Source organism: Acidimicrobiales bacterium (assembly GCA_036399815.1).
GTDB lineage: Bacteria > Actinomycetota > Acidimicrobiia > Acidimicrobiales > DASWMK01 > DASWMK01.
The window spans coordinates 1-19,271 of sequence record DASWMK010000039.1 but is presented as its reverse complement, the minus strand read 5'-3'; the positions used below and the strand labels follow the sequence as shown (position 1 = coordinate 19,271).

The window sequence follows — 19,271 nt, the reverse complement described above, 5'->3', positions numbered from 1 at the left end:
CTCCGGTGTCACAGCCCACCGGTAGGGTGGCGCCGATGGCCGGCGCGGACCTCCTCGAAGGGCTCAACCCCGTCCAGCGGGAGGCGGTCGTCCACCCCGAGGGGCCGCTGCTCATCGTGGCCGGGGCCGGGTCGGGCAAGACCAGGGTGCTCACCCACCGCATCGCCCACCTCGTCCTCGAGCGGGGGGTGTCGCCGTTCGAGATCCTCGCCATCACGTTCACCAACAAGGCCGCCGACGAGATGAAGGGCAGGGTGGCGGCCCTGGTCGGCCCGGTGGCCCGCAAGATGTGGGTGAGCACGTTCCACGCCGCCTGCGTGCGCATCCTCCGCCGCGACGGCCACCACCTCGGCTACCCGTCGTCGTTCACGATCTACGACGAGGCCGACGCCGTCCGGCTCACCGGCTACGTCCTCCGGGACCGCAACATCGACCCGAAGCGGTTCCCGCCGAGGACGGTGCACGCCACGATCAGCGCGGCGAAGAACGACCTGGTGACCCCGGAGCGGTACGCCGAAGCGGCCCGCACGATCTTCGAGCGCCGCATCGCCGACGTCTACAAGGAGTACCAGTCCCGCCTGCTCGCCGCCGGGGCCATGGACTTCGACGACCTGCTCGGCGCGGCCGTGCGGCTCCTCCAGCGCCACCCCGACGTGCTCGCCCACTACCGTCAGCGGTTCCGCCACGTCCTCGTCGACGAGTACCAGGACACCAACCGGGCCCAGAACGAGCTCGTCCTCCTGCTCGCCGGCGAGCACCGCAACGTCTGCGTCGTGGGCGACTCGGACCAGTCGATCTACATGTTCCGCGGCGCCGACATCAGGAACATCCTCGAGTTCGAGGACGCCTTCCCGGACGCCACCGTGATCGTGCTGGAGCAGAACTACCGCTCCACCCAGACCATCCTCGACGCCGCCAACGCCGTCATCGCCAACAACATGGGCCGCAAGCCCAAGGAGCTGTGGACCGACGCCGGGCGGGGCCAGCTGATCGTCCGCTACCACGCCGAGGACGAGGGCGACGAGGCCCAGTGGGTGGCGCACGAGATGGCCCGGCTGCACGACGAGGGCGACCACCGGTGGGGCGACGTCGCCGTCTTCTACCGGACCAACGCCCAGAGCCGGGTCCTCGAGGAGCACCTCAGCCGGTCGGGCATCCCGTACAAGGTGGTGGGCGGCACCCGGTTCTACGACCGCCGGGAGGTGAAGGACGCGCTCGCCTACCTGCGGGCGATCGTCAACCCCGCCGACGAGGTCAGCGTCAAGCGGGTGCTCAACGTGCCGAAGCGGGGGGTGGGCGAGAGCACGGTCGCCCGGCTCGACAGCTGGGCGGCGGCCCACGGCCGCACGTTCATGGAGGCGCTGCGGCGGGCCGAGGACGCCGGGGTGAGCGGCCGGGCCGTGAAGGGCATCGCCTCGTTCGTCGCCCTCGTCGACGACCTGGCCGGGCACGTCGCCGACGGGCCGGGGTCGCTGCTCGAGGAGGTGCTGGAGCGGACGGGCTACGTGGACGAGCTGCGGGCCGAGCGGACGATCGAGGCCGAGGGGCGGATGGAGAACCTGGCCGAGCTGCTCGGGGTGGCCAGGGAGGCGGCCACCGTCGACGAGTTCCTCGAGCAGGTCAGCCTCGTGGCCGACACCGACGAGCTCGACCCGGACGACTCGTCGGTCGTGCTCATGACCCTCCACTCGGCCAAGGGGCTCGAGTTCCCGGTCGTGTTCCTGATCGGCATGGAGGACGGGGTCTTCCCCCACCTGCGCTCGATCGGCGAGCCCGAGCAGCTGGAGGAGGAGCGCCGCCTGGCCTACGTCGGCATCACCAGGGCGAGGGAGCGGCTCTACCTGACGAACGCGTGGAGCCGCACCCTGTACGGGTCGACGCAGTACAACCCGCCCAGCCGGTTCCTCGACGAGATCCCGGCCCACCTGGTGGACGTCGTCGAGGGCAGCCGGCGGTCCGCCGGGCGGCGCTTCGGCGCCAGCACGCGGTCGGCCTGGTCGCCGACCCCGGGCGCCGGGCGGGACCGCATCGTCGAGTCCGCCCTGCGGCCCCGGCCGCCGGCGCCGAGCGGTGCCGAGGCCCTCGGGCTGCGCATCGGCGACGACGTCCGCCACCCGAAGTTCGGGGAGGGCGTGGTCATCGGCATGGAGGGCGAGGGGGACAAGGCGGTCGCCACCGTCAACTTCCCCGGCCTCGGCCAGAAGCAGCTGCTGCTCTCCTGGGCGCCGCTCACCCGGGTCTGACCTGGTCCTCGGCCGCCGCCGCCACCCGCTCCATCAGCGCCAGCAGCAGCTCGCGGCGGGACGGGGGGAGGGCGGCGAGGGCGGCGCCGAGCCCGTCGGGGTCGAGCACCCGGTCCGCCTCCACCCGCCGACGGCCCTTCGGTGTGAGCACGATGGCGAGGCGGCGCTCGTCGGCCGGGTCGCGACGCCGGCGCAGGAACCCCCGCCGCTCCAGGTCCTTCACGAGCACCGACGCCGTCGACTTCGGCAGGGCCAGGTGGTGGGCGAGGTCGCCGAGGGGGACGCCGCCGGACGCGGGCACGTGGTGGAGGACCTCGCGCTCGTGCTGGGTGAGGTCGGGGTCGTCGGGCCGGTGCAGCACCGCCCACAGCCTGGTGTACGCGTCCTCGAAACGTTCAGAATGTGAACGGTTCGTCATCGCGTACTATCCTTCCATCCGTGATCGAGGTGACGAGGGATGCGACGGTGGCCGCGCCGCCCGAGGCGGTGTGGCCGTGGGTCGACGACCTGGACCGGCTGCCCCGCTGGTTCACGTTCGCCGAGTCGGCGGAGGTGCTGGAGGGCGAGGGGGTGGGGCGCCGCCAGCGGCTGCACGGCCGGTGGGGGAAGAAGCGGTCCCAGGTGGACTCGGTCGTCGTCGAGCACGACCCGCCCCGCCGGCTCGCCTGGCGGCACGAGGCCGAGCGGCTCGACGGCCGGCCGGCGCCCCGCTTCGCCAGCGAGACGCTCTTCACCATCGAGCTCACGCCCGAGGGCGGCGGCACCCACGTGCGGCTCGTCTCCCGCCAGCAGCCGGCCAGCCGCCCGCGCGGGCTCGTCATGCGGCTGTTCGGCACCCGCGAGGTGGCCGGGCACCTCGATCGCTCGCTGGCCCGGCTGGCGGAGGTGGTGGCGGCACGCGACGGGTAGGGGAGGCCCGTGCGCCTCCTCTCCCGAGCCCGCCTCGCCCTCGACCGTCACCCCCATCTCGGGACGATCCTGGAGCGGGTGGCGGAGGTCCACGGGGACCGCCGCCTCGTCGAGGAGCAGGGCGGCCGGTCCCTGACCGCCCGCGAGGCGAGCGACCTGGTCGACCGCTGGGCCGGGGCCATCGCCGCCGAGGTCGACCCCGGTGCGTCCGTGGTCGTCGCCACCCCGAACGGCTACGACCAGCTCCTGCTCTGCGTCGCCGCCGCCAGGGCGGGCGCCATCCCGGCGCCGGTCAGCGACCGCCTGCGGCCCCGGGAGGTCGAGGGGATCGTCGAGGACTCCGGCGCCGAGCTCGTCCTGCGGTCGGCCGACGACCTGCCCGCCGCCCCGCCCCTCCGGCAGGCCCGCCCGGCCGCCCCGACGGCCGTCGGCGCCCGCTTCTTCACGTCCGGCACCACCGGCCGGCCGAAGGGCGCCGAGCTGACCCACCGGGCCCTCGTCGGCCAGGTGTCCTCGGCGGCCGCCTTCCCGGCGTCGTCCCAGGTGGAGGTCGTCGTCGCCCTGCCCGTCGCCCACATCATGGGGTTCGCCGTCCTGCTCGGCCTGGCGTGCGCCGGCATCCCCGTCTACCAGCTGCCGAAGTTCCGGCCCGAGGACGTGCTCGACGCCATCGAGTCCCGCCGAGCGACCGGGTTCGTCGGCGTGCCGGCCATGTACCGGATGCTCCTCGACGCCGGCGCCGAGCGGCGCGACCTGTCGTCGGTGCGGGTTTGGGGCTCGGGCGCCGACGTGCTGCCCACCGAGGTGGCGGAGCGGTTCAAGCGCATGGGCGCGGCCGTGCACCTGCCGGTCGTCGGCGACGTCGGCCAGGCCACCGTCGTGGAGGGCTACGGGATGGTCGAGGTCGGCGCCGGCGCCGTCGCGTTCCGGCTGTCGCCGCCCTACCTGCCTCCCGGCTTCGGCGGCGGCCTGGTCCTGCCGTCGCCGTCGTACCGGTTCCGCATCGTCGGCGACGACGGGCGGGAGGTCCTCCCCGGCCGGGTCGGCGAGCTGTGGGTCAAGGGCCCCGGCGTGCTGGCCGGGTACCAGGGGGACGAGGAGGCGACGCGGGCGGTCGTCACCGCCGACGGCTGGCTGCGCACCGGCGACCTCGCCCGCAGGGGCCTGTTCGGCACGTTCGCCCTGACCGGCCGGGCCAAGGACGTCATCAAGTCGGGCGGCTACTCGGTGTACGCCGTCGAGGTCGAGGCCGCCCTGTGCGAGCACCCGGCGGTGGCCGAGGCCGCCGTCGTCGGCCTGCCCGACGAGCGCAGGGGCGAGGTGCCGGCCGCCGCCGTCCGCCTGAGGGACGGCGAGAGCGTCACCCCCGACGACCTGGTCGCCTGGGCGGCGAAGCGGATGGCCGGCTACAAGGTCCCCCGCACCGTCATGGTGGTCGACGACCTGCCGAGGACCGGGACCCAGAAGGTCCGCCGCAACGCCGTGCGGGACCTGTTCACGGGTCCACCGGGGAACGGAGGTCGACGATGACCTCGCCGTCGTCCACCTGCACCTCGTAGCGGGTCAGGCCCTTGCCGTCGGACGGGTAGGCGGTGCCGTCGCAGGTGTCGACGAACTGCTTGGTGGCGCCCTCCCAGCGGGCGAAGCAGTCCCGGGAGGCGCCGGGCGGGCGGGCGTCGAAGGCCAGCCACCCGGACCCGGGGTCGTCGCCCAGGTGCTGGAGGACGATGTCCCGGTCGCCGCCGGCCACGTCGGCGAACAGCAGGGGCCCGTCCCGCGCGATGGACTCGGCCTGGGACGCGGCGTCCCCGGCCCGGAACTCGTCGTCGCCCAGGCGCACCTCGACGTCGCCGCCCCGCACCGCGCCGACCACGACGAGGAACAGGACGACCGCGGTGAGGATGCCGGCGGCGGCCACCGAGGCGATGACGAGGGTGGACGGACGCCGGCGTCGCGATTCGACCGGCACGGCCCCTAGTATCGCTGGCCGTGGACCGCCCCTATCGCGTCGTCGTGGCCAAGCCCGGCCTCGACGGGCACGATCGTGGGGTCAAGGTCATCGCCCGGGCGCTGCGCGACGCCGGGTTCGAGGTCATCTACACGGGGCTGTTCCAGACGCCGGCCCAGATCGCCGAGGCCGTGCTCCAGGAGGACGCCGACGCCGTCGGGCTGTCGCTCCTCTCCGGGGCGCACATGACGCTGTTCCCCCGCGTCATCGACGAGCTGCGGGCCAGGGGCCTCGACGACGTGCTCGTGTTCGGCGGCGGGATCATCCCCGACGCCGACATCCCGGCGCTGAAGGAGCTGGGCGTCGCCGAGATCTTCACCCCGGGCTCGTCGATGGACGGCATCACCCGTTGGCTGGCCGACGCGCTGGACCGGCGGGAGGCCGGCCAGCCGCAGGCACCCTGATCGCAGAAGGAGCGACGTCCCCGCGTGGACCTCTTCGAGTACCAAGGCAAGCAGTTCTTCGCGTCCTTCGGCATCCCCGCGTCGCCCGGCGAGGTGGCGACGACCCCGGACGAGGCGGTCGAGGCCGCCGAGGAGCTCGGGTACCCGGTCGTGGTCAAGGCCCAGGTCCTCGTGGGCGGGCGGGGCAAGGCCGGCGGCATCAAGCTGGCCTCCTCGGCGGACGAGGTGCGGGAGCACGCCGGCGCCATCCTCGGCATGGACATCAGGGGCCACACGGTCGAGCGCCTCTGGATCGAGAAGGCGTCCGACATCGCCGAGGAGTACTACGCCAGCTTCACCCTCGACCGGTCGGCCAAGAAGCACCTCGGCATGCTGTCGGCGAGGGGCGGGATGGACATCGAGGCGGTCGCCGCCGAGGACCCCGACGCCATCGCCCGCATCCACGTCGACCCCGTCGACGGGCTCACCGAGGAGGTGGCCAGGGCGTGGGTCGAGGCGGCGGGGCTGAGCCCGCAGGCCACCGACGGCGCGGTCGACCTGCTGGTCAAGCTGTACCGGGCCTACTTCGAGGGCGACGCCGACCTCGTCGAGGTCAACCCGATGATCCTCACCCCCGACGGCCGGGTGCACGCCCTCGACGCCAAGGTCACCCTGGACGACAACGCCCGCTTCCGCCACGAGTGGGAGGAGTACGAGGCGACCCAGGTGCGCGACGCGAGGGAGCAGGCGGCGAGGGAGCGCGGCCTGCAGTACGTGGGGCTCGACGGGGACGTCGGCATCATCGCCAACGGCGCCGGCCTGGCCATGAGCACGCTCGACGTCGTCACCCAGGTGGGCGGCCGCCCGGCCAACTTCCTCGACATCGGCGGCGGCGCCAACGCGGACGTCATGGCCAACGCGCTCGAGGTCATCAACAGCGACCGCAACGTCCGGGCCATCTTCATCAACATCTTCGGTGGGATCACGAGGGGCGAGGAGGTGGCCAACGGGATCGTCCAGGCCCTCGAGCGCGTCGCCCTGCGGGCGCCGATCGTGATCCGGCTGGACGGGACCAACGCCGAGGAGGGCAGGGCCATCCTGAAGGGGTACGAGAGCGCGGACCTGATCCCCGAGAAGACGATGATCGGGGCCGCCCGGCGGGCGGTCGAGATCGCCGCGGACGCCAAGGGGGACCAGCCGTGAGCATCTTCGTCGACCGCAGCACGAAGGTCGTGGTCCAGGGGCTCACCGGCAACCAGGGCCGGTTCTACGGGCTCCGCAACCGGGACTACGGCACCCAGGTCGTCGCCGGCGTGACGCCGAGGAAGGGCGGCACCGACGTCGAGGGCATCCCCGTGTTCGACACGGTGGACGAGGCGGTCGAGGCCACCGGGGCCAACGCCTCGATGGTGATCGTCCCGGCGCCGTTCGCCCCGTCGGCCTGCCTCGAGGCGGCCAGGGCCGGGGTCGAGCTGATCGTCTGCCTGACCGAGGGCATCCCGATGCACGACGAGTGCCGGGGCTACAACATCCTGCGCCGCGAGTTCCCCGGCATCCGGCTGATCGGCCCGAACTGCCCCGGGCTGATCACCCCGGGCGAGTGCAACATCGGCTTCATCCCCGGCGAGGTCGCCACCGGCGGCGGCCCGGTCGGCATCGTCAGCCGCTCCGGCACCCTCACCTACCAGGCCCTGAGCGAGCTCAGCGAGAAGGGCATCGGGGTGACGACCTGCGTCGGCATCGGCGGCGACCCGGTCCCGGGCACGAGCTTCGTGGAGTGCCTGGCCGAGTTCCAGGCCGACCCCGACACCCGGGCCGTGATCATGTTCGGCGAGATCGGCGGCACGGCGGAGGAGGAGGCGGCCGAGTACATCGCCAAGGAGATGGACAAGCCGGTGGTCGCCTACGTGGCCGGCGTGTCGGCCCCGCCCGGCCGCAAGATGGGCCACGCCGGCGCCATCGTGTCGGGCGGCCGGGGCACGGCCCAGGCGAAGATGGCCGCGCTGGAGGCGGCCGGCGTGCACGTGGCCGTGAACCCCACCGAGGCCGGCGACCTGATGGCCGAGGTCCTGGCCGGCCGGTGACCCGCGGCGGGGCCGTCGCGCTGGCCGCCGCGCTCTGCCTCGCCGCCTGCTCGGCCACGGCGTCGGCGCCGTCCTCGGCCCCGCTGACGTCCGCGCCGCCGGCGTCCGCCGGCTCCTCGTCCTCGTCGCCGCCGCCCTCCTCCTCGACGCCGGCCCCGTCCTCCTCGTCATCGACGGCGGCGCCGACGACGACGACCACGGCGGCGCCCGTGCCCGACCTCTCCGGCCTCCCCGCCGTGCCCGCCGACGGCCCGGCGCGGGCCGTCGTGACCCCGTCGGGCGTGGTCGCGGCCGTCCTCGGCGAGACCGAGGGCGGGTGGCTGGTCCGGCTGCCGTGCGCGGGCGAGGCCGAGGCGACGGGGACCCCGCTGCGGGGCGCCCACGTCGTGCTCGACCCCGGGCACGGGGGCGACGAGGACGGCGCCGTCGGGGCCAACGGCTTGAAGGAGAAGGACCTGAACCTGGCCGTGGCCGAGCGGGCCGCCGCCCTGCTCGCCGACGCCGGCGCCACCGTGGTGCTGACGAGGACGGCCGACTACCGGATGACCCTCGAGGCCAGGGCCGACATCGGCGTGGCCCTCGGGGCCTTGGCCTTCGTGTCGATCCACCACAACGCCGTGGCCGACGGGCCGAGGGACGGGCCGGGCACCGAGACGTACTTCCAGGTCGACTCGCCGGGCTCCCACCGCCTCGCCGGCCTGCTCTACGAGGAGGTCACGGCCGCGCTCGGCCGGTGGGACGTGGCCTGGGTGGCCGACCGGGACGCCGGGGCCAAGTACCGCCGGTCCGACGACGGCGGCGACTACTACGGGATCCTGCGCCGCACCGCCGGCGTGCCGGCCGCGCTCGTGGAGGGCGCCTTCCTGTCGAACCCGCCGGAGGCCGACCTGCTGGCCCGCCCCGAGGTGCAGGAGGCCGAGGCGGCCGCCGTGGCCCGGGCCGTCGGGCGGTTCCTCACCACCGACGACCCCGGCTCCGGGTTCGTGGAGCCGTACCCGAGGACCGAGCCGGCCGGCCCGGGCGGCGGGGCCACCGGCTGCGTCGACCCGCCGCTCGCCTGACGCGCCGCTGGCGCGCGGTCGCCCGCGCGCCAGCGTGCGTCGGCCCTGGTGAGGGTCAGAAGGGGGTGGGCGGGGTGGTGCCGGGGCCGGGGCCCACGTTGCCGGCCTCGGCCGGCTCCTGGCTCTTCAGCCAGCCGCCGACGGCCATGCCCGCGCCGGCCAGCACCCCGAGGAACACGCCGATGCGGCGGTCGAGGTCGATGCCCTGCTCCTCGCCGCCGATGATCAGCTTCAGCAGCAGCAGCGCGAACACGACGATGCCGCCGATGAGGAAGATCTGGTTCAGCGAGACGGGGAGCTGGGGGAGCCGCACGTTCGAGAACTTCACGAGCACGAGCAGCACCACGAGGGCGATGGCGAGCAGCAGGGCGATGATCGGGAGGAAGTCGTCCCACGCCGACTCGGAGTACGAGGCGCTGCCGAACCCGGTGTCGAAGTCGAAGCCGAACCAGGGGAAGAAGGAGAAGATGAACAGGGCGATGCCGCTGGCGGCGATCACCTTGTCTGCGGTGGTGAGCTTGTTCAGGTCCACTCCCGCCTCCCGGGGGGGTGAGTCGGTGCTGGCGGCGGAACGGTAACCCACCGGGGGTCGCCCGGAGCGGATCGCCGCGCCGGCGGCGCTGGTAGCGTCCCGCCGGTGCGGATCGGGGTGCTGGTGTCGGGCAGCGGCACGATCCTCGACGCCATCCTCGAGGAGCGGCTCCCGGTCGCCGTCGTGGTCGCCGACCGCCCCTGCCGGGCGCTGAAGGTGGCCGAGTCCCACGGCGTGGACGCCGTGCTCGTCGAGCGCCGCCGCTTCGACGAGGGCTTCGACCGCGAGGCCTACAGCGCCGAGGTCGCCGGCGTCCTCCAGTCCTACGACGTCGAGCTCGTCGCCATGGCCGGGTTCGGCACGATCCTCGGCCGGCCGGTCCACGAGGCCTTCCCCGGCCGCATCCTCAACACCCACCCGGCGCTGCTGCCGTCGTTCCCCGGCTGGCACGCCGTGCGGGACGCGCTGGCCCACGGGGTGAAGGTCACCGGCTGCACGATCCACGTCGCCACGGTCGAGGTCGACGCCGGGCCCATCCTCGCCCAGGCCGCCGTCCCCGTCCTCCCCGACGACACGGAGGACACCCTGCACGAGCGGATCAAGGACGCCGAGCGCCGCCTCTACCCGGCGACGATCAGGGCCGTCGTCGAGGGAGGGCTGCCCGGGTGAGGGCGCTGCTGTCGGTCTGGGACAAGACCGGGCTGGTCGACCTGGCGAGGGGCCTCGCCGAGCTGGGCTGGGAGCTGGTGTCGAGCGGCGGCACGGCGGCGGCGCTGCGGGACGCGGGCGTGCCGGTGACCGAGGTGGCCGAGGTGACGGGGGCGCCGGAGATGCTCGGCGGCCGGGTGAAGACCCTCCACCCGGCGATCCACGGCGGCATCCTCGCCGACCGGTCCAGGCCCGAGCACCTGCACGACCTGGCGGCGCGGGGCATCGCGCCCATCGACCTCGTCGTCTGCAACCTCTACCCGTTCCGCAGCGACCCGTCGGTCGAGCTGATCGACGTCGGCGGGCCGACCATGGTGCGGGCCGCGGCGAAGAACTTCGACGGCGTCGGCGTGGTCGTGCGGCCGGAGGACTACGGGCCGGTGCTCGACGAGCTGCGCGAGGCGGGAGCGCTGTCGGCCGCCACCCGCCGCCGGCTGGCCAGGGCGGCGTTCGCCCACACGGCCGCCTACGACGCGGCGATCGTCGGCTGGTTCGACTCGGCCGCGGAGGAGGGGGACGTGCTGCCGCCCACCGTGCACCTCGCCCTCGAGCGGGTCGAGGAGCTGCGTTACGGCGAGAACCCCCACCAGCGAGGCGCCCGCTACCGGCCGGTCGGCAGCGAGACGTGGTGGGACGGGGTCGTCCAGCACAGCGGGCTGGCCTTGTCGTACCTCAACCTCTACGACGCCGACGCGGCCTGGCGGGTGGTGCACGACCTGGCCCGCGACGGGCGGGCCGCCGCCGTCGTGGTCAAGCATGCCAACCCGTGCGGCGCGGCCGTCGCCGGCGACCTCGCCACCGCCTACCAGCGGGCCTACGAGGGCGACGAGCGGTCGGCGTTCGGCGGGATCGTCGCCCTCAGCCGGGTGGTCGACGGGGCGACGGCCGAGCGCATGGTCGCCGCCGCCCAGGCCGACGTGGTCATCGCCCCCGGCTACGAGGACGGGGTGGTCGACGCGCTGCGGGGCCGGCGGAAGAACACCAGGGTGCTGGAGGCGCCGCCTCCCGACCCGATCGACCTCGAGCTGCGCCAGGTGAGCGGCGGCTGGCTGGTGCAGGAGCCCCACCGCTGGGACGCCGGCCGGGGCGAGTGGCGGGTGGTCACCAAGGTGGCGCCCACCGAGGAGCAGTGGGCCGACGCCGAGCTGGCCTGGCGCCTCGTCGGCCACGTGCGCTCCAACGCCATCGTGCTCGTGCGCGGCGGCATGGCCGTCGGCATCGGCGCCGGGCAGCAGAACCGGGTCGAGGCCGGGCAGATCGCCGCCGGCAAGGCCGCCGGGCGGGCCGCCGGCGGGGCCTGCGCCAGCGACGCCTTCTACCCCTTCCCCGACGGGGTCGAGGCGGCGGCCGAGGCCGGCGTGGCCGTCGTCGTCCAGCCGGGCGGGGCCATGCGGGACGACGACGTGGTCGCGGCCGCCGACCGCCTGGGGATCGCCATGGTGTTCACCGGCGAGCGCCACTTCCTCCACTGACGTGACCGCCCAGCTTCTCGCCGGGGCCCCGGTGGCCGAGGCCGTCCTGGAGGACGTGCGGGCCAGGGTGGCCGCCCTCCGGGACCAGGGCCGCTCGGTGGGGCTCGGCACCATCCTCGTCGGCGACGACCCGGCCAGCGCCGGCTACGTGCGCCGCAAGCACGAGACGAGCGCGACCGTCGGCGTCGAGTCGGTGAACGTCGTGCTGCCGGCCGACGCCGGGCAGGCGGCGCTGCTCGACGCCGTCGAGCGGCTGAACGCCGACCCCGCCGTCGACGGCTACCTGATCCAGCACCCGCTGCCGCCCGGCTACGACTTCAACGCCGCGCTGGCCGCCATGGACCCGGCCAAGGACGCGGACGGCCTGCACCCCGTCAACCTCGGCCGGCTCGTGCTCCAGGAGCCCGGTCCCCGCCCGTGCACGCCGGCGGGGATCCTGGCCATGCTCCACCACTACGGCGTCGAGGTCGCCGGCCGGGACGTGGTCGTCGTCGGCCGGGGCCCGACCCTCGGCCGCCCGCTGGCCCTGCTGCTGACCCTGAAGGACCCGCAGGCCGACGCGGCGGTGACGGTCGTGCACAGCGGCGTCCGGGACATCGCCGCGCACACCCGGCGGGCCGACGTTGTGGTCGTCGCCGTCGGCCGGGCCGGCTTCCTCACCGCCGACATGGTCACCCCCGGCGCGGTCGTGGTCGGCGGCGGGATCACCTGGGAGGGCAGGAAGCTGCTGTCCGACGTGGACGAGGGGGTGGCCGAGGTGGCGTCGTGGGTGACGCCCCGCCTCGGCGGCGTCGGGCCGACCACCGTGGCCATGCTGCTGCGCAACACCGTGGAGGCGGCCGAGCGGGCGGCGGCGACCGCCGTCGCCCGGTCCGGGGCGTAGCCTCGCGACGGTGACGAAGATCTGCGACCTCCTGGCGAAGGGGCAGACGTTCTCGTTCGAGTTCTTCCCGCCGAAGAACGAGGCCGAGCAGGCCGCGCTCGTGCGGACCCTGCGGGACCTGGAGCCGCTGGAGCCGTCGTTCGTCTCGGTCACCTACCGGGGCGGGCGCGAGTCGCGCCGGCGCACCCACGACCTCGTCGTCGGGATGCTGAAGACGACGACCCTCACGCCGATGGCCCACCTCATCTGCGTGGCCCACAGCCGCCTGGAGCTGGCCGAGATCCTCGTCGAGCTGCGCAAGGGCGGGGTCGAGAACCTGCTCGCGCTGGGCGGCGACCCGCCGACCGACCCGGAGGCGCCCGAGGGCGAGCTGCGCCACGCGCTCGAGCTGGTGGAGCTGGCCAAGGCCATCGGCGGGTTCTCGATCGGCGTGGCCGCCCACCCCGAGTGCCACCCTCGCTCGCCCGACCGGCACAGCGACCGCCAGCACCTGGCCGTCAAGCTGCGCGAGGCCGACTTCGCCATCACCCAGTTCTTCTTCCGGGCCGAGGACTACTGCTGCCTCGTCGACGACCTCGTCGCCCACGGCATCGACAAGCCGGTGATCCCGGGGATCATGCCCGTCACCAACCTGCGCTCGGTCAGCCGCATGGCCGAGCTGTCCGGCGCCGCCGTGCCGCCCGAGGTCGTCGAGCGGCTGGAAGCCGTCGGCGACGACCCCGACGACGTGCGCAGGGCCGGCGTGGAGATGGCGACCGAGCTCTGCCAGCGGCTGCTCGAGGAGGGCGTGCCCGGGCTGCACTTCTACACGCTCAACCGCAGCACGGCGACGAGGGAGATCTACCGGAACCTCGGCCTCGCCCCGGTCGTGCCCTCCTGACGCATCGCTAGGCTCCGCCCATGGCCGAGAGGATCACCATGGGCGAGGACGGCACCCTTCGCGTCCCCGACGAGCCCATCATCCCGTACATCGAGGGCGACGGCACCGGGGTCGACATCTGGCCCGCGGCCCAGACCGTGTTCGACGCGGCCGCCGCCAGGCACGGGCGCCGCATCGCCTGGAAGGAGGTCCTCGCCGGTCAGAAGGCCTACGACAACACCGGCGACTGGCTCCCCCAGGCGACCGTCGACGCCTTCCGCGAGCACCTGATCGGCATCAAGGGGCCGCTCACCACGCCGGTCGGCGGCGGCATCCGCAGCCTGAACGTCGCCCTCCGCCAGATCCTCGACCTCTACGTGTGCCTGCGGCCCGTCCGGTGGTTCGAGGGCGTGCCGTCGCCGGTGCGCCACCCCGAGAAGGTCGACATGGTCATCTTCCGGGAGAACACCGAGGACGTCTACGCCGGCATGGAGCTCCAGGAGGGCACGCCGGAGGTCAAGAAGCTCATCGAGTACCTGCGCGACGAGTTCGGCTGGGAGATCCGCCAGGACTCGGGCATCGGCATCAAGCCCATCTCGGTCACCGGGTCGAAGCGCCTGATCCGCGCCGCGCTGCAGTACGCCGTCGAGCGGGGCCGGCGCAGCGTCACCCTGGTCCACAAGGGCAACATCCAGAAGTTCACCGAGGGCGCCTTCCGGAACTGGGGCTACGAGCTCACGAGGGAGGAGTTCTCCGACGTCGCCGTCGGCTGGGACGACTGCGGCGGCGACCCCGGCGACCGCATCCTCGTGAAGGACGCCATCGCCGACATCACCCTCCAGCAGGTGCTCACCCGCCCCGACGACTTCGACGTCATCGCCACGATGAACCTGAACGGCGACTACCTGAGCGACGCGCTGGCCGCCCAGGTCGGCGGCATCGGCATCGCCCCCGGCGGCAACATCAACTACGTCACCGGGCACGGCGTGTTCGAGGCCACCCACGGCACGGCGCCGAAGTACGCGGGGCAGGACAAGGTGAACCCGGGCTCGGTGATCCTGTCGGGCGTGCTCATGTTCGAGCACCTCGGCTGGCAGGACGTGGCCGACGACATCGTGCGGGCGCTCGAGGCCACCATCGCCGAGAAGATCGTCACCTACGACTTCGCCCGCCTGATGGAGGGCGCCACCCAGGTGAAGACCTCCGAGTTCGCGAGCGCGATGGTCGACCGGCTCTGACGGAGCTCGACGGCTAGGTCCGGCGCGCCCGGGTAGAGGACCGCCGCCGAGGTGGGCCGGTGCGTGCCGACCCGGCGCACCGACGGATCCGACGGACCGCCCGTACGGGCGGTCCGTCCGCGTCGGGGCCGCCGCTAAGGTCGCCGCCGTGACTACCAACGAGCCCGTCCGGGTCGCCGTGACCGGGGCGGCCGGCCAGATCGGCTACAGCCTCGTGTTCCGCATCGCCAGCGGGGCGATGCTCGGCCCCGACCAGCCGGTCGTGCTGCAGCTGCTCGAGATCACGCCGGCGCTCGACGCCCTGCGGGGCGTGGGGATGGAGCTCCAGGACTGCGCCTTCCCGCTGCTGGCGGACGTGGTCCAGACCGACGACCCGGCGCGGGCCTTCGACGGGGTCGACGTCGCCCTGCTCGTCGGGTCCCGGCCCCGGACCAAGGGCATGGAGCGCAAGGACCTGCTCGAGGCCAACGGCGCCATCTTCACGGCCCAGGGCAAGGCCCTCTCGGACCACGCGGCCGACGGCGTCCGCGTGCTCGTGGTCGGCAACCCGGCCAACACGAACTGCCTGATCGCGCTGTCGAACGCGCCGAACGTCCCGGCCGAGCGGTTCACGGCCATGACCCGCCTCGACCACAACCGGGCCAAGGGCCAGCTCGCCGCGAAGGCCGGCGTCGCCGTGGCCGACGTGCGGCGCATGACGATCTGGGGCAACCACTCGGCGACCCAGTACCCGGACGTGTTCCACGCCGAGGTCGGCGGGCGCAGCGGGTTCGAGGCCGCCGGTTCGGACCAGGCCTGGCTCGAGGGCGAGTTCATCCCCACCGTCCAGCAGCGGGGCGCGGCGATCATCGAGGCGAGGGGCGCGTCGAGCGCGGCGTCGGCGGCGTCGGCCGCCATCGACCACGTCCGCGACTGGGTGCAGGGCACGCCGGGCGACGACTGGGTGAGCATGGCCGTGCCGAGCGACGGCTCCTACGGGGTGGCCGAGGGCGTCGTGTCGTCGTTCCCGGTGCGGTGCCGGGACGGGCGCTGGGAGATCGTCCAGGGCCTCGACGTCGACGAGTTCTCGAGGGGCCGCATCGACGCCAGCGTGAACGAGCTGTTCGAGGAGCGGGCCGCCGTCGAGGAGCTCGGCCTCCTCGGCTGACCGGCGCTACTTCAGGAACTTGCTGGTCGTGTTGTCGGCCAGCACCCGGCCGCCGGTCTGGCAGGTCGGGCAGTAGTTCACCGTGTAGGAGCGGTACTCCACGGCCCGGACGGCGTCGCCGCACACCGGGCAGGCGTCGCCGGTGCGGTGGTGGACGTTGCCGGGCCGGTCGGGCGACGAGCTCATGTCGTCCCGGCCCCGCTCGTAGGCGAGGCTCTCCGCGACGGCGACGCGGACGGCCTCGGCCACCCGCTCGGCGTCGACCAGGTCGAGCTTGGCCGTGTTGGCGAACGGCGACAGCCGGGCGCGGTGGCACACCTCGTTGGCCAGCCGGCGCCCGAGCCCGGCGACGATGCGCTGGTCGCGCAGGAGCCCGTGCAGGCGCATGGGGTGGGCGGCGAACAGGGCGTGGAGCTCGGGCCCGGTCAGGAGGTCGGCCTCCGGGCCGAGGCCGGCGAGCGGCTCCTGGGCCTCCGGGTCGCCGTCGACCACCCACACGCCGGCCCGCTTCTCCGTGCCGGCCTCGGTGAGCAGCAGGGCCCGGCCGTCGGCGAACCGCCATCGGGCCAGCGCGCCCCTCGGGCGGGCGGCCTGCTTCGGATCGGGCTTGAGCCGGCCGCCCTGCATGAGGTGGACGACGAAGGTGGCGACGCCGAAGTCGAGCAGCAGGTACTTGCCCCGGCGCCCGACGAACACGAGGGCGTGGCCGGCGGCCGCCTCGGGAGGCGGCGAGAACGTCTTCAGCGCGGTGATCGACAGCGCCGTGAACCGCTCGAGGGTGGCCTCGGCGAAGGCGGCGTCGAGGCGCTCGGCGTGGGCCTGGAGCTCGGGCAGCTCGGGCATCGACCCCGAGGCTAGGGCGACGCCGCGAACGTGGTGCGCGCCCGGACGGCGCCCGCCGCGAGGGCGAGCGCGGCGAAGGCCGGCTGGTGGCGGACGAGCAGCGGCAGGTCGCCCCGGACCCGGAGGCGTCCGGTCATGAACGCCGCCTGGGGCGACAGCTCGCCGGCGGTCACCCGCCGGGCCGCGTCGTAGTCCTCCTCGAACGTGACGTCCGGGTGGTCGGCGGCGCCGGGGCGGACGGCGACGGTGCCGTCGTCGATCACCACGTGCCAGGCGACGTCGCCGCCCGGCCCGCCGACCACGACCTGCTGGACGGTGGCCCGCACGCCCCGAGCCGCCCGCCGCAGCCCCTCGTCGGCGGCCACGGCGGCGCCGAGGTCCTCGATCCAGGCGTCGCTCAGGTACTCGGCCACCGGGCAAGGTTACGATCGCCGGCCGTGCCCGAGGCGACCCAGGGGCCCCGACGGGGCCGGCGGTCAGCCGCCGCCGAGCAGGCCCCCGAGGCCCTTGCCGAGCCCGCCGAGGCGGCCGACCAGCTCGGCCGGGTCCAGGCCGAGGCGCTCGAGGAGGCCCTGGTGCTCGTCGGTGTCGACCCGGTCGGGCAGCTCCCGGTCCGCCTCGTCGGCCTTGTCGCCCTCCCCCCGCTCCCGCAGGAAGGCGAGGATCGTGTCCTTGTCGATCTGCATGACCGACAGCCCTGCCACCGCCCGGCGGGCTCATACCGGCCCTGAGCCGGCCGGCGCGGATCGGCCTCCGGGTCGGGGCGAGGGTCGTGGACCTCGTGACCCTGGCCTGGCTGGTCGCCGTCCTCCTCGTCGAGGTCGAGGGCCGGCTGCTCGGCGGCGGCGGTCGCTCCGAGGCGGCCGGGCTGACCGCCCTGCTGGCCGCCTCGGCCGTCACCGAGGTCGTGCCCGTCGCCGTGTGGGGCGCCACGCTCGGCAAGGCCGTCCTCGGGCTGCGCGTCGTGGGCCCCGACGGCGCCCCGCCCGGCCCGATGCGCTCCTTCGCCCGCTGGGTCGTGCTGTTCGGCGCGCTCGGGATCCCGTCGTTCGGCTGGGTGGTGGCCGTCGTCGTCGCCGTCACCCGGCTGCACGACCGGCTGGCCGGCACCACCGTCGTGGACGACCGGGACCGTGGACCGGGCTGACGAGGGGCGCCACCCGCCCGGCGCGGGCGCCGGCGCCGGCTGGGAGGAGGCGTGGGCCTTCGACTGGGCGGCGGCCGACGCCTCGGTGGGCGGCTCGGTCCGCCTGGCGCTGCGGCCGGGCGAGGGCGTCGCCCGCTACTGGGCGTGCGTGGCCGGCGCCGGGCGGCCGCTGGTGACGGTCGTCGACCACGAGGTGCGGCCGCCGGCCGGCCGGTCGCTCGAGGTCCGGGCCGAGGGCCTGTGGGCCGACCACGTGTGCGAGACGCCGTTCGACCACTGGACGCTCGGCGCCGAGGCGTTCGCCGTCGCCCTCGACGACCCGCTCGACGCCTGGGGCCGGGCCTGGGGGGACCGGGTGCCGTTCGGCGTCGACCTCGAGTGGGAGACCGAGGGCGAGGTCCGGCCCGTCGCCGACGGCTACGCGCTGGCCTGCCGGGTGACCGGCGAGGTGATCGTCGGCGACGAGCGGCTGGCCGTCGACGCCGGCGGCTGGCGGTCCCACACCTGGGGCGGCGACCGGTGGTCGCTCGCCTGGTCGTCCCTCGCCGGCCGCCTCGACGACGGGACCAGCCTGTGGGCGACGGCGCCGGCGGTCGAGGGCGCCGGCGGGCCGGCGACGGTCGTCGTGGACGGGCTGCCGGTCGCCGTCGAGCCCGTCGCCCTCGCCCCCGTCCTCGTGCCCGTCGCCGGCGGCGGCCCGTCCCGCCTGGGCCGGGCGCTGTGCCGCCTCGACGCCGCCGGGCGTCGGGGGGCCGGCTGGGTCGAGTGGAACCGGCCCGCCTAGGCTGCTCCGGTGCTGGCCGCCCTGTCGCTGAGCCCCGACCAACTGATCGAGGCGTTCGGCACGCTCGGCCTGTTCGCCATCGTCTTCGCCGAGTCCGGCCTGCTGTTCGGGTTCTTCCTCCCCGGCGACTCGCTGCTGTTCACGGCCGGCCTGCTGGCGTCCCAGGGGCGGCTGAACCTGCCGATCGTCCTCGTCGGCTGCTTCGCCGCCGCGGTCGCCGGCGACCAGGTCGGCTACGTGTTCGGGCGCCGGGCCGGCCCGGCGCTGTTCCGCCGGCCCGAGAGCCGCCTGTTCAAGCGGGAGAACCTGGAGCGGGCCCAGTCGTACTTCGAGGAGCACGGCTCGAAGACGATCGTCCTCGCCCGCTTCGTGCCGATCGTGCGGACGTTCGCCCCGATCGTGGCCGGCGCCGGGCGCATGCACTACCGGACGTTCGTGACCTTCAACGTGCTCGGCGGCCTGCTGTGGTCGGTGGGCGTGACCACGCTCGGCTACCTGCTGGGCGAGACGATCCCCGACATCGACCGCTACCTGCTCCCGATCATCGCCCTGATCATCCTCGTCTCGGTGGCCCCGATGGCCGTCGAGGTGATCAGGAAGCGGCGGGAGACGGCTCGCCGGTAGCCGACAGCCAGGCCCGCACGGTGCGGGCCGGCTCGGCGCCGAGGGAGCCGAGGACGGCCCACAGCTCGGGCATCGTGTCGTCGCACTCCCAGTCGACCTCGGCGGTGCCGGCGGCGGCCGCGGCGGCGAGCGACCGCACGACGACGGCGGCGAGGACGGCGGTCGCGTCGGGGCGGCGGGTGCCGTGGCGGACGGCGGTGGGCGCGAGGAGCGGGCCGCCGGCCGGGGACCGGTGCACGCCGGCCGCCGTCACCGGCCGGCCGAGCAGGTCGCGGGCGACGAAGGACGTCCCCGGCACGGCGTCGCCGAGGAACGACGCCCACGGCACGCCGCGGGCGTAGGGCAC

General features: G+C 74.6%; 23 protein-coding genes. 16 read left to right on the top strand and 7 right to left on the bottom strand.

The window, feature by feature from the left end; all coding sequences use genetic code 11:
- The first annotated feature begins 35 nt into the window (after positions 1 to 35).
- Positions 36 to 2,243 carry a DNA helicase PcrA gene (gene pcrA / locus VGB14_02510; protein HEX9991779.1) on the top strand — a complete coding sequence of 736 codons (2,208 nt, stop codon included), beginning with the start codon at positions 36 to 38 and terminating at the stop codon, positions 2,241 to 2,243.
- Here pcrA and VGB14_02505 read toward each other — a convergent pair.
- The gene (locus VGB14_02505; protein HEX9991778.1) at positions 2,230 to 2,661 is read right to left on the bottom strand and encodes a MarR family winged helix-turn-helix transcriptional regulator; all 432 of its coding nucleotides are present in this window, start codon (positions 2,659 to 2,661) and stop codon (positions 2,230 to 2,232) included. The genes pcrA and VGB14_02505 overlap by 14 nt on opposite strands.
- A gap of 20 nt (positions 2,662 to 2,681) precedes the next feature.
- Between VGB14_02505 and VGB14_02500 the strand changes: the two genes are divergently transcribed.
- Together VGB14_02500 and VGB14_02495 are read left to right on the top strand one after the other, a co-directional pair.
- Entirely contained in the window at positions 2,682 to 3,152 is a 471-nt protein-coding gene (locus VGB14_02500; GenBank protein ID HEX9991777.1) for an SRPBCC domain-containing protein, read from the top strand.
- A gap of 9 nt (positions 3,153 to 3,161) precedes the next feature.
- Complete coding sequence (locus VGB14_02495) at positions 3,162 to 4,682, top strand: AMP-binding protein (protein ID HEX9991776.1); 1,521 nt, start codon at positions 3,162 to 3,164, stop codon at positions 4,680 to 4,682.
- Here VGB14_02495 and VGB14_02490 read toward each other — a convergent pair.
- Positions 4,648 to 5,121, bottom strand: a complete 474-nt coding sequence (locus VGB14_02490; protein HEX9991775.1) for a hypothetical protein — start codon at positions 5,119 to 5,121, stop codon at positions 4,648 to 4,650. The genes VGB14_02495 and VGB14_02490 overlap by 35 nt on opposite strands.
- Positions 5,122 to 5,141: 20 nt before the next feature.
- Here VGB14_02490 and VGB14_02485 point away from each other — a divergent pair, with 20 nt between their 5' ends.
- From VGB14_02485 to VGB14_02470, 4 genes are read left to right on the top strand one after another with little or no spacing between them, the layout of a single operon-like run.
- The gene (locus VGB14_02485) at positions 5,142 to 5,564 is read left to right on the top strand and encodes a cobalamin B12-binding domain-containing protein (protein ID HEX9991774.1); all 423 of its coding nucleotides are present in this window, start codon (positions 5,142 to 5,144) and stop codon (positions 5,562 to 5,564) included.
- Positions 5,565 to 5,588: 24 nt separating this feature from the next.
- Positions 5,589 to 6,746 (top strand): ADP-forming succinate--CoA ligase subunit beta, encoded by a 1,158-nt coding sequence (sucC, locus tag VGB14_02480; GenBank protein HEX9991773.1) that lies wholly within the window; start codon positions 5,589 to 5,591, stop codon positions 6,744 to 6,746.
- A complete protein-coding gene (gene sucD, locus VGB14_02475; GenBank protein ID HEX9991772.1) occupies positions 6,743 to 7,627 on the top strand; it encodes a succinate--CoA ligase subunit alpha in 885 nt (294 codons plus the stop codon). Before sucC ends, sucD begins: the two co-directional genes overlap by 4 nt.
- Positions 7,624 to 8,688: an N-acetylmuramoyl-L-alanine amidase gene (locus VGB14_02470; GenBank protein HEX9991771.1), complete on the top strand. Its 1,065-nt coding sequence runs from the start codon at positions 7,624 to 7,626 to the stop codon at positions 8,686 to 8,688. The genes sucD and VGB14_02470 overlap by 4 nt, the downstream gene beginning before the upstream one ends.
- A 55-nt stretch (positions 8,689 to 8,743) precedes the next feature.
- Here the strand turns inward: VGB14_02470 and VGB14_02465 are convergent, their stop codons facing one another.
- Positions 8,744 to 9,220: a hypothetical protein gene (locus VGB14_02465; GenBank protein ID HEX9991770.1), complete on the bottom strand. Its 477-nt coding sequence runs from the start codon at positions 9,218 to 9,220 to the stop codon at positions 8,744 to 8,746.
- Positions 9,221 to 9,325: 105 nt separating this feature from the next.
- Between VGB14_02465 and purN the strand changes: the two genes are divergently transcribed.
- The 6 genes from purN to VGB14_02435 all read left to right on the top strand — a co-directional run bounded on the left by purN (position 9,326) and on the right by VGB14_02435 (position 15,527).
- Positions 9,326 to 9,889, top strand: a complete 564-nt coding sequence (purN, locus tag VGB14_02460; GenBank protein ID HEX9991769.1) for a phosphoribosylglycinamide formyltransferase — start codon at positions 9,326 to 9,328, stop codon at positions 9,887 to 9,889.
- The gene (purH, locus tag VGB14_02455; protein ID HEX9991768.1) at positions 9,886 to 11,400 is read left to right on the top strand and encodes a bifunctional phosphoribosylaminoimidazolecarboxamide formyltransferase/IMP cyclohydrolase; all 1,515 of its coding nucleotides are present in this window, start codon (positions 9,886 to 9,888) and stop codon (positions 11,398 to 11,400) included. The genes purN and purH overlap by 4 nt, the downstream gene beginning before the upstream one ends.
- A gap of 1 nt (position 11,401) precedes the next feature.
- Complete coding sequence (locus VGB14_02450; protein ID HEX9991767.1) at positions 11,402 to 12,283, top strand: tetrahydrofolate dehydrogenase/cyclohydrolase catalytic domain-containing protein; 882 nt, start codon at positions 11,402 to 11,404, stop codon at positions 12,281 to 12,283.
- Between the two features lie 10 nt (positions 12,284 to 12,293).
- Positions 12,294 to 13,163, top strand: coding sequence for a methylenetetrahydrofolate reductase (locus VGB14_02445; GenBank protein HEX9991766.1), 870 nt, complete (start codon positions 12,294 to 12,296; stop codon positions 13,161 to 13,163).
- Positions 13,164 to 13,183: 20 nt separating this feature from the next.
- Positions 13,184 to 14,380: an NADP-dependent isocitrate dehydrogenase gene (gene icd, locus VGB14_02440; protein HEX9991765.1), complete on the top strand. Its 1,197-nt coding sequence runs from the start codon at positions 13,184 to 13,186 to the stop codon at positions 14,378 to 14,380.
- Positions 14,381 to 14,528: 148 nt separating this feature from the next.
- A complete protein-coding gene (locus VGB14_02435) occupies positions 14,529 to 15,527 on the top strand; it encodes a malate dehydrogenase (GenBank protein HEX9991764.1) in 999 nt (332 codons plus the stop codon).
- Between the two features lie 6 nt (positions 15,528 to 15,533).
- Here the strand turns inward: VGB14_02435 and VGB14_02430 are convergent, their stop codons facing one another.
- The 3 genes from VGB14_02430 to VGB14_02420 all read right to left on the bottom strand — a co-directional run bounded on the left by VGB14_02430 (position 15,534) and on the right by VGB14_02420 (position 17,074).
- Positions 15,534 to 16,370: a DNA-formamidopyrimidine glycosylase family protein gene (locus VGB14_02430; protein HEX9991763.1), complete on the bottom strand. Its 837-nt coding sequence runs from the start codon at positions 16,368 to 16,370 to the stop codon at positions 15,534 to 15,536.
- An 11-nt stretch (positions 16,371 to 16,381) separates the two neighbouring features.
- Positions 16,382 to 16,783, bottom strand: coding sequence for an SCP2 sterol-binding domain-containing protein (locus VGB14_02425; protein HEX9991762.1), 402 nt, complete (start codon positions 16,781 to 16,783; stop codon positions 16,382 to 16,384).
- A gap of 63 nt (positions 16,784 to 16,846) precedes the next feature.
- On the bottom strand, positions 16,847 to 17,074 hold the full coding sequence (locus VGB14_02420) for a hypothetical protein (GenBank protein ID HEX9991761.1): 228 nt from the start codon (positions 17,072 to 17,074) through the stop codon (positions 16,847 to 16,849).
- On the opposite strand from VGB14_02420, the gene VGB14_02415 reads away from it, so the two are divergent.
- The 3 genes from VGB14_02415 to VGB14_02405 are packed head-to-tail and all read left to right on the top strand — an operon-like array spanning position 17,068 to position 18,925.
- Positions 17,068 to 17,517: an RDD family protein gene (locus VGB14_02415; GenBank protein HEX9991760.1), complete on the top strand. Its 450-nt coding sequence runs from the start codon at positions 17,068 to 17,070 to the stop codon at positions 17,515 to 17,517. The genes VGB14_02420 and VGB14_02415 overlap by 7 nt on opposite strands.
- The gene (locus VGB14_02410; protein ID HEX9991759.1) at positions 17,504 to 18,301 is read left to right on the top strand and encodes a hypothetical protein; all 798 of its coding nucleotides are present in this window, start codon (positions 17,504 to 17,506) and stop codon (positions 18,299 to 18,301) included. The genes VGB14_02415 and VGB14_02410 overlap by 14 nt, the downstream gene beginning before the upstream one ends.
- A 9-nt stretch (positions 18,302 to 18,310) precedes the next feature.
- Positions 18,311 to 18,925, top strand: a complete 615-nt coding sequence (locus VGB14_02405) for a VTT domain-containing protein (GenBank protein ID HEX9991758.1) — start codon at positions 18,311 to 18,313, stop codon at positions 18,923 to 18,925.
- Here VGB14_02405 and VGB14_02400 read toward each other — a convergent pair.
- Positions 18,894 to 19,271 (bottom strand): hypothetical protein (locus tag VGB14_02400; protein ID HEX9991757.1); only part of this gene is annotated, 378 nt, incomplete at its 5' end. The two genes, VGB14_02405 and VGB14_02400, sit on opposite strands and share 32 nt — an antisense overlap.

Excerpts from the sequence above, each read along its gene's own strand:
- pcrA (HEX9991779.1), top strand. The coding sequence starts at position 36 with ATGGCCGGCGCGGACCTCCTCGAAGGGCTCAACCCCGTCCAGCGGGAG.
- VGB14_02505 (HEX9991778.1), bottom strand. The coding sequence starts at position 2,661 with ATGACGAACCGTTCACATTCTGAACGTTTCGAGGACGCGTACACCAGG.
- icd (HEX9991765.1), top strand. The coding sequence starts at position 13,184 with ATGGCCGAGAGGATCACCATGGGCGAGGACGGCACCCTTCGCGTCCCC.
- VGB14_02430 (HEX9991763.1), bottom strand. The coding sequence starts at position 16,370 with ATGCCCGAGCTGCCCGAGCTCCAGGCCCACGCCGAGCGCCTCGACGCC.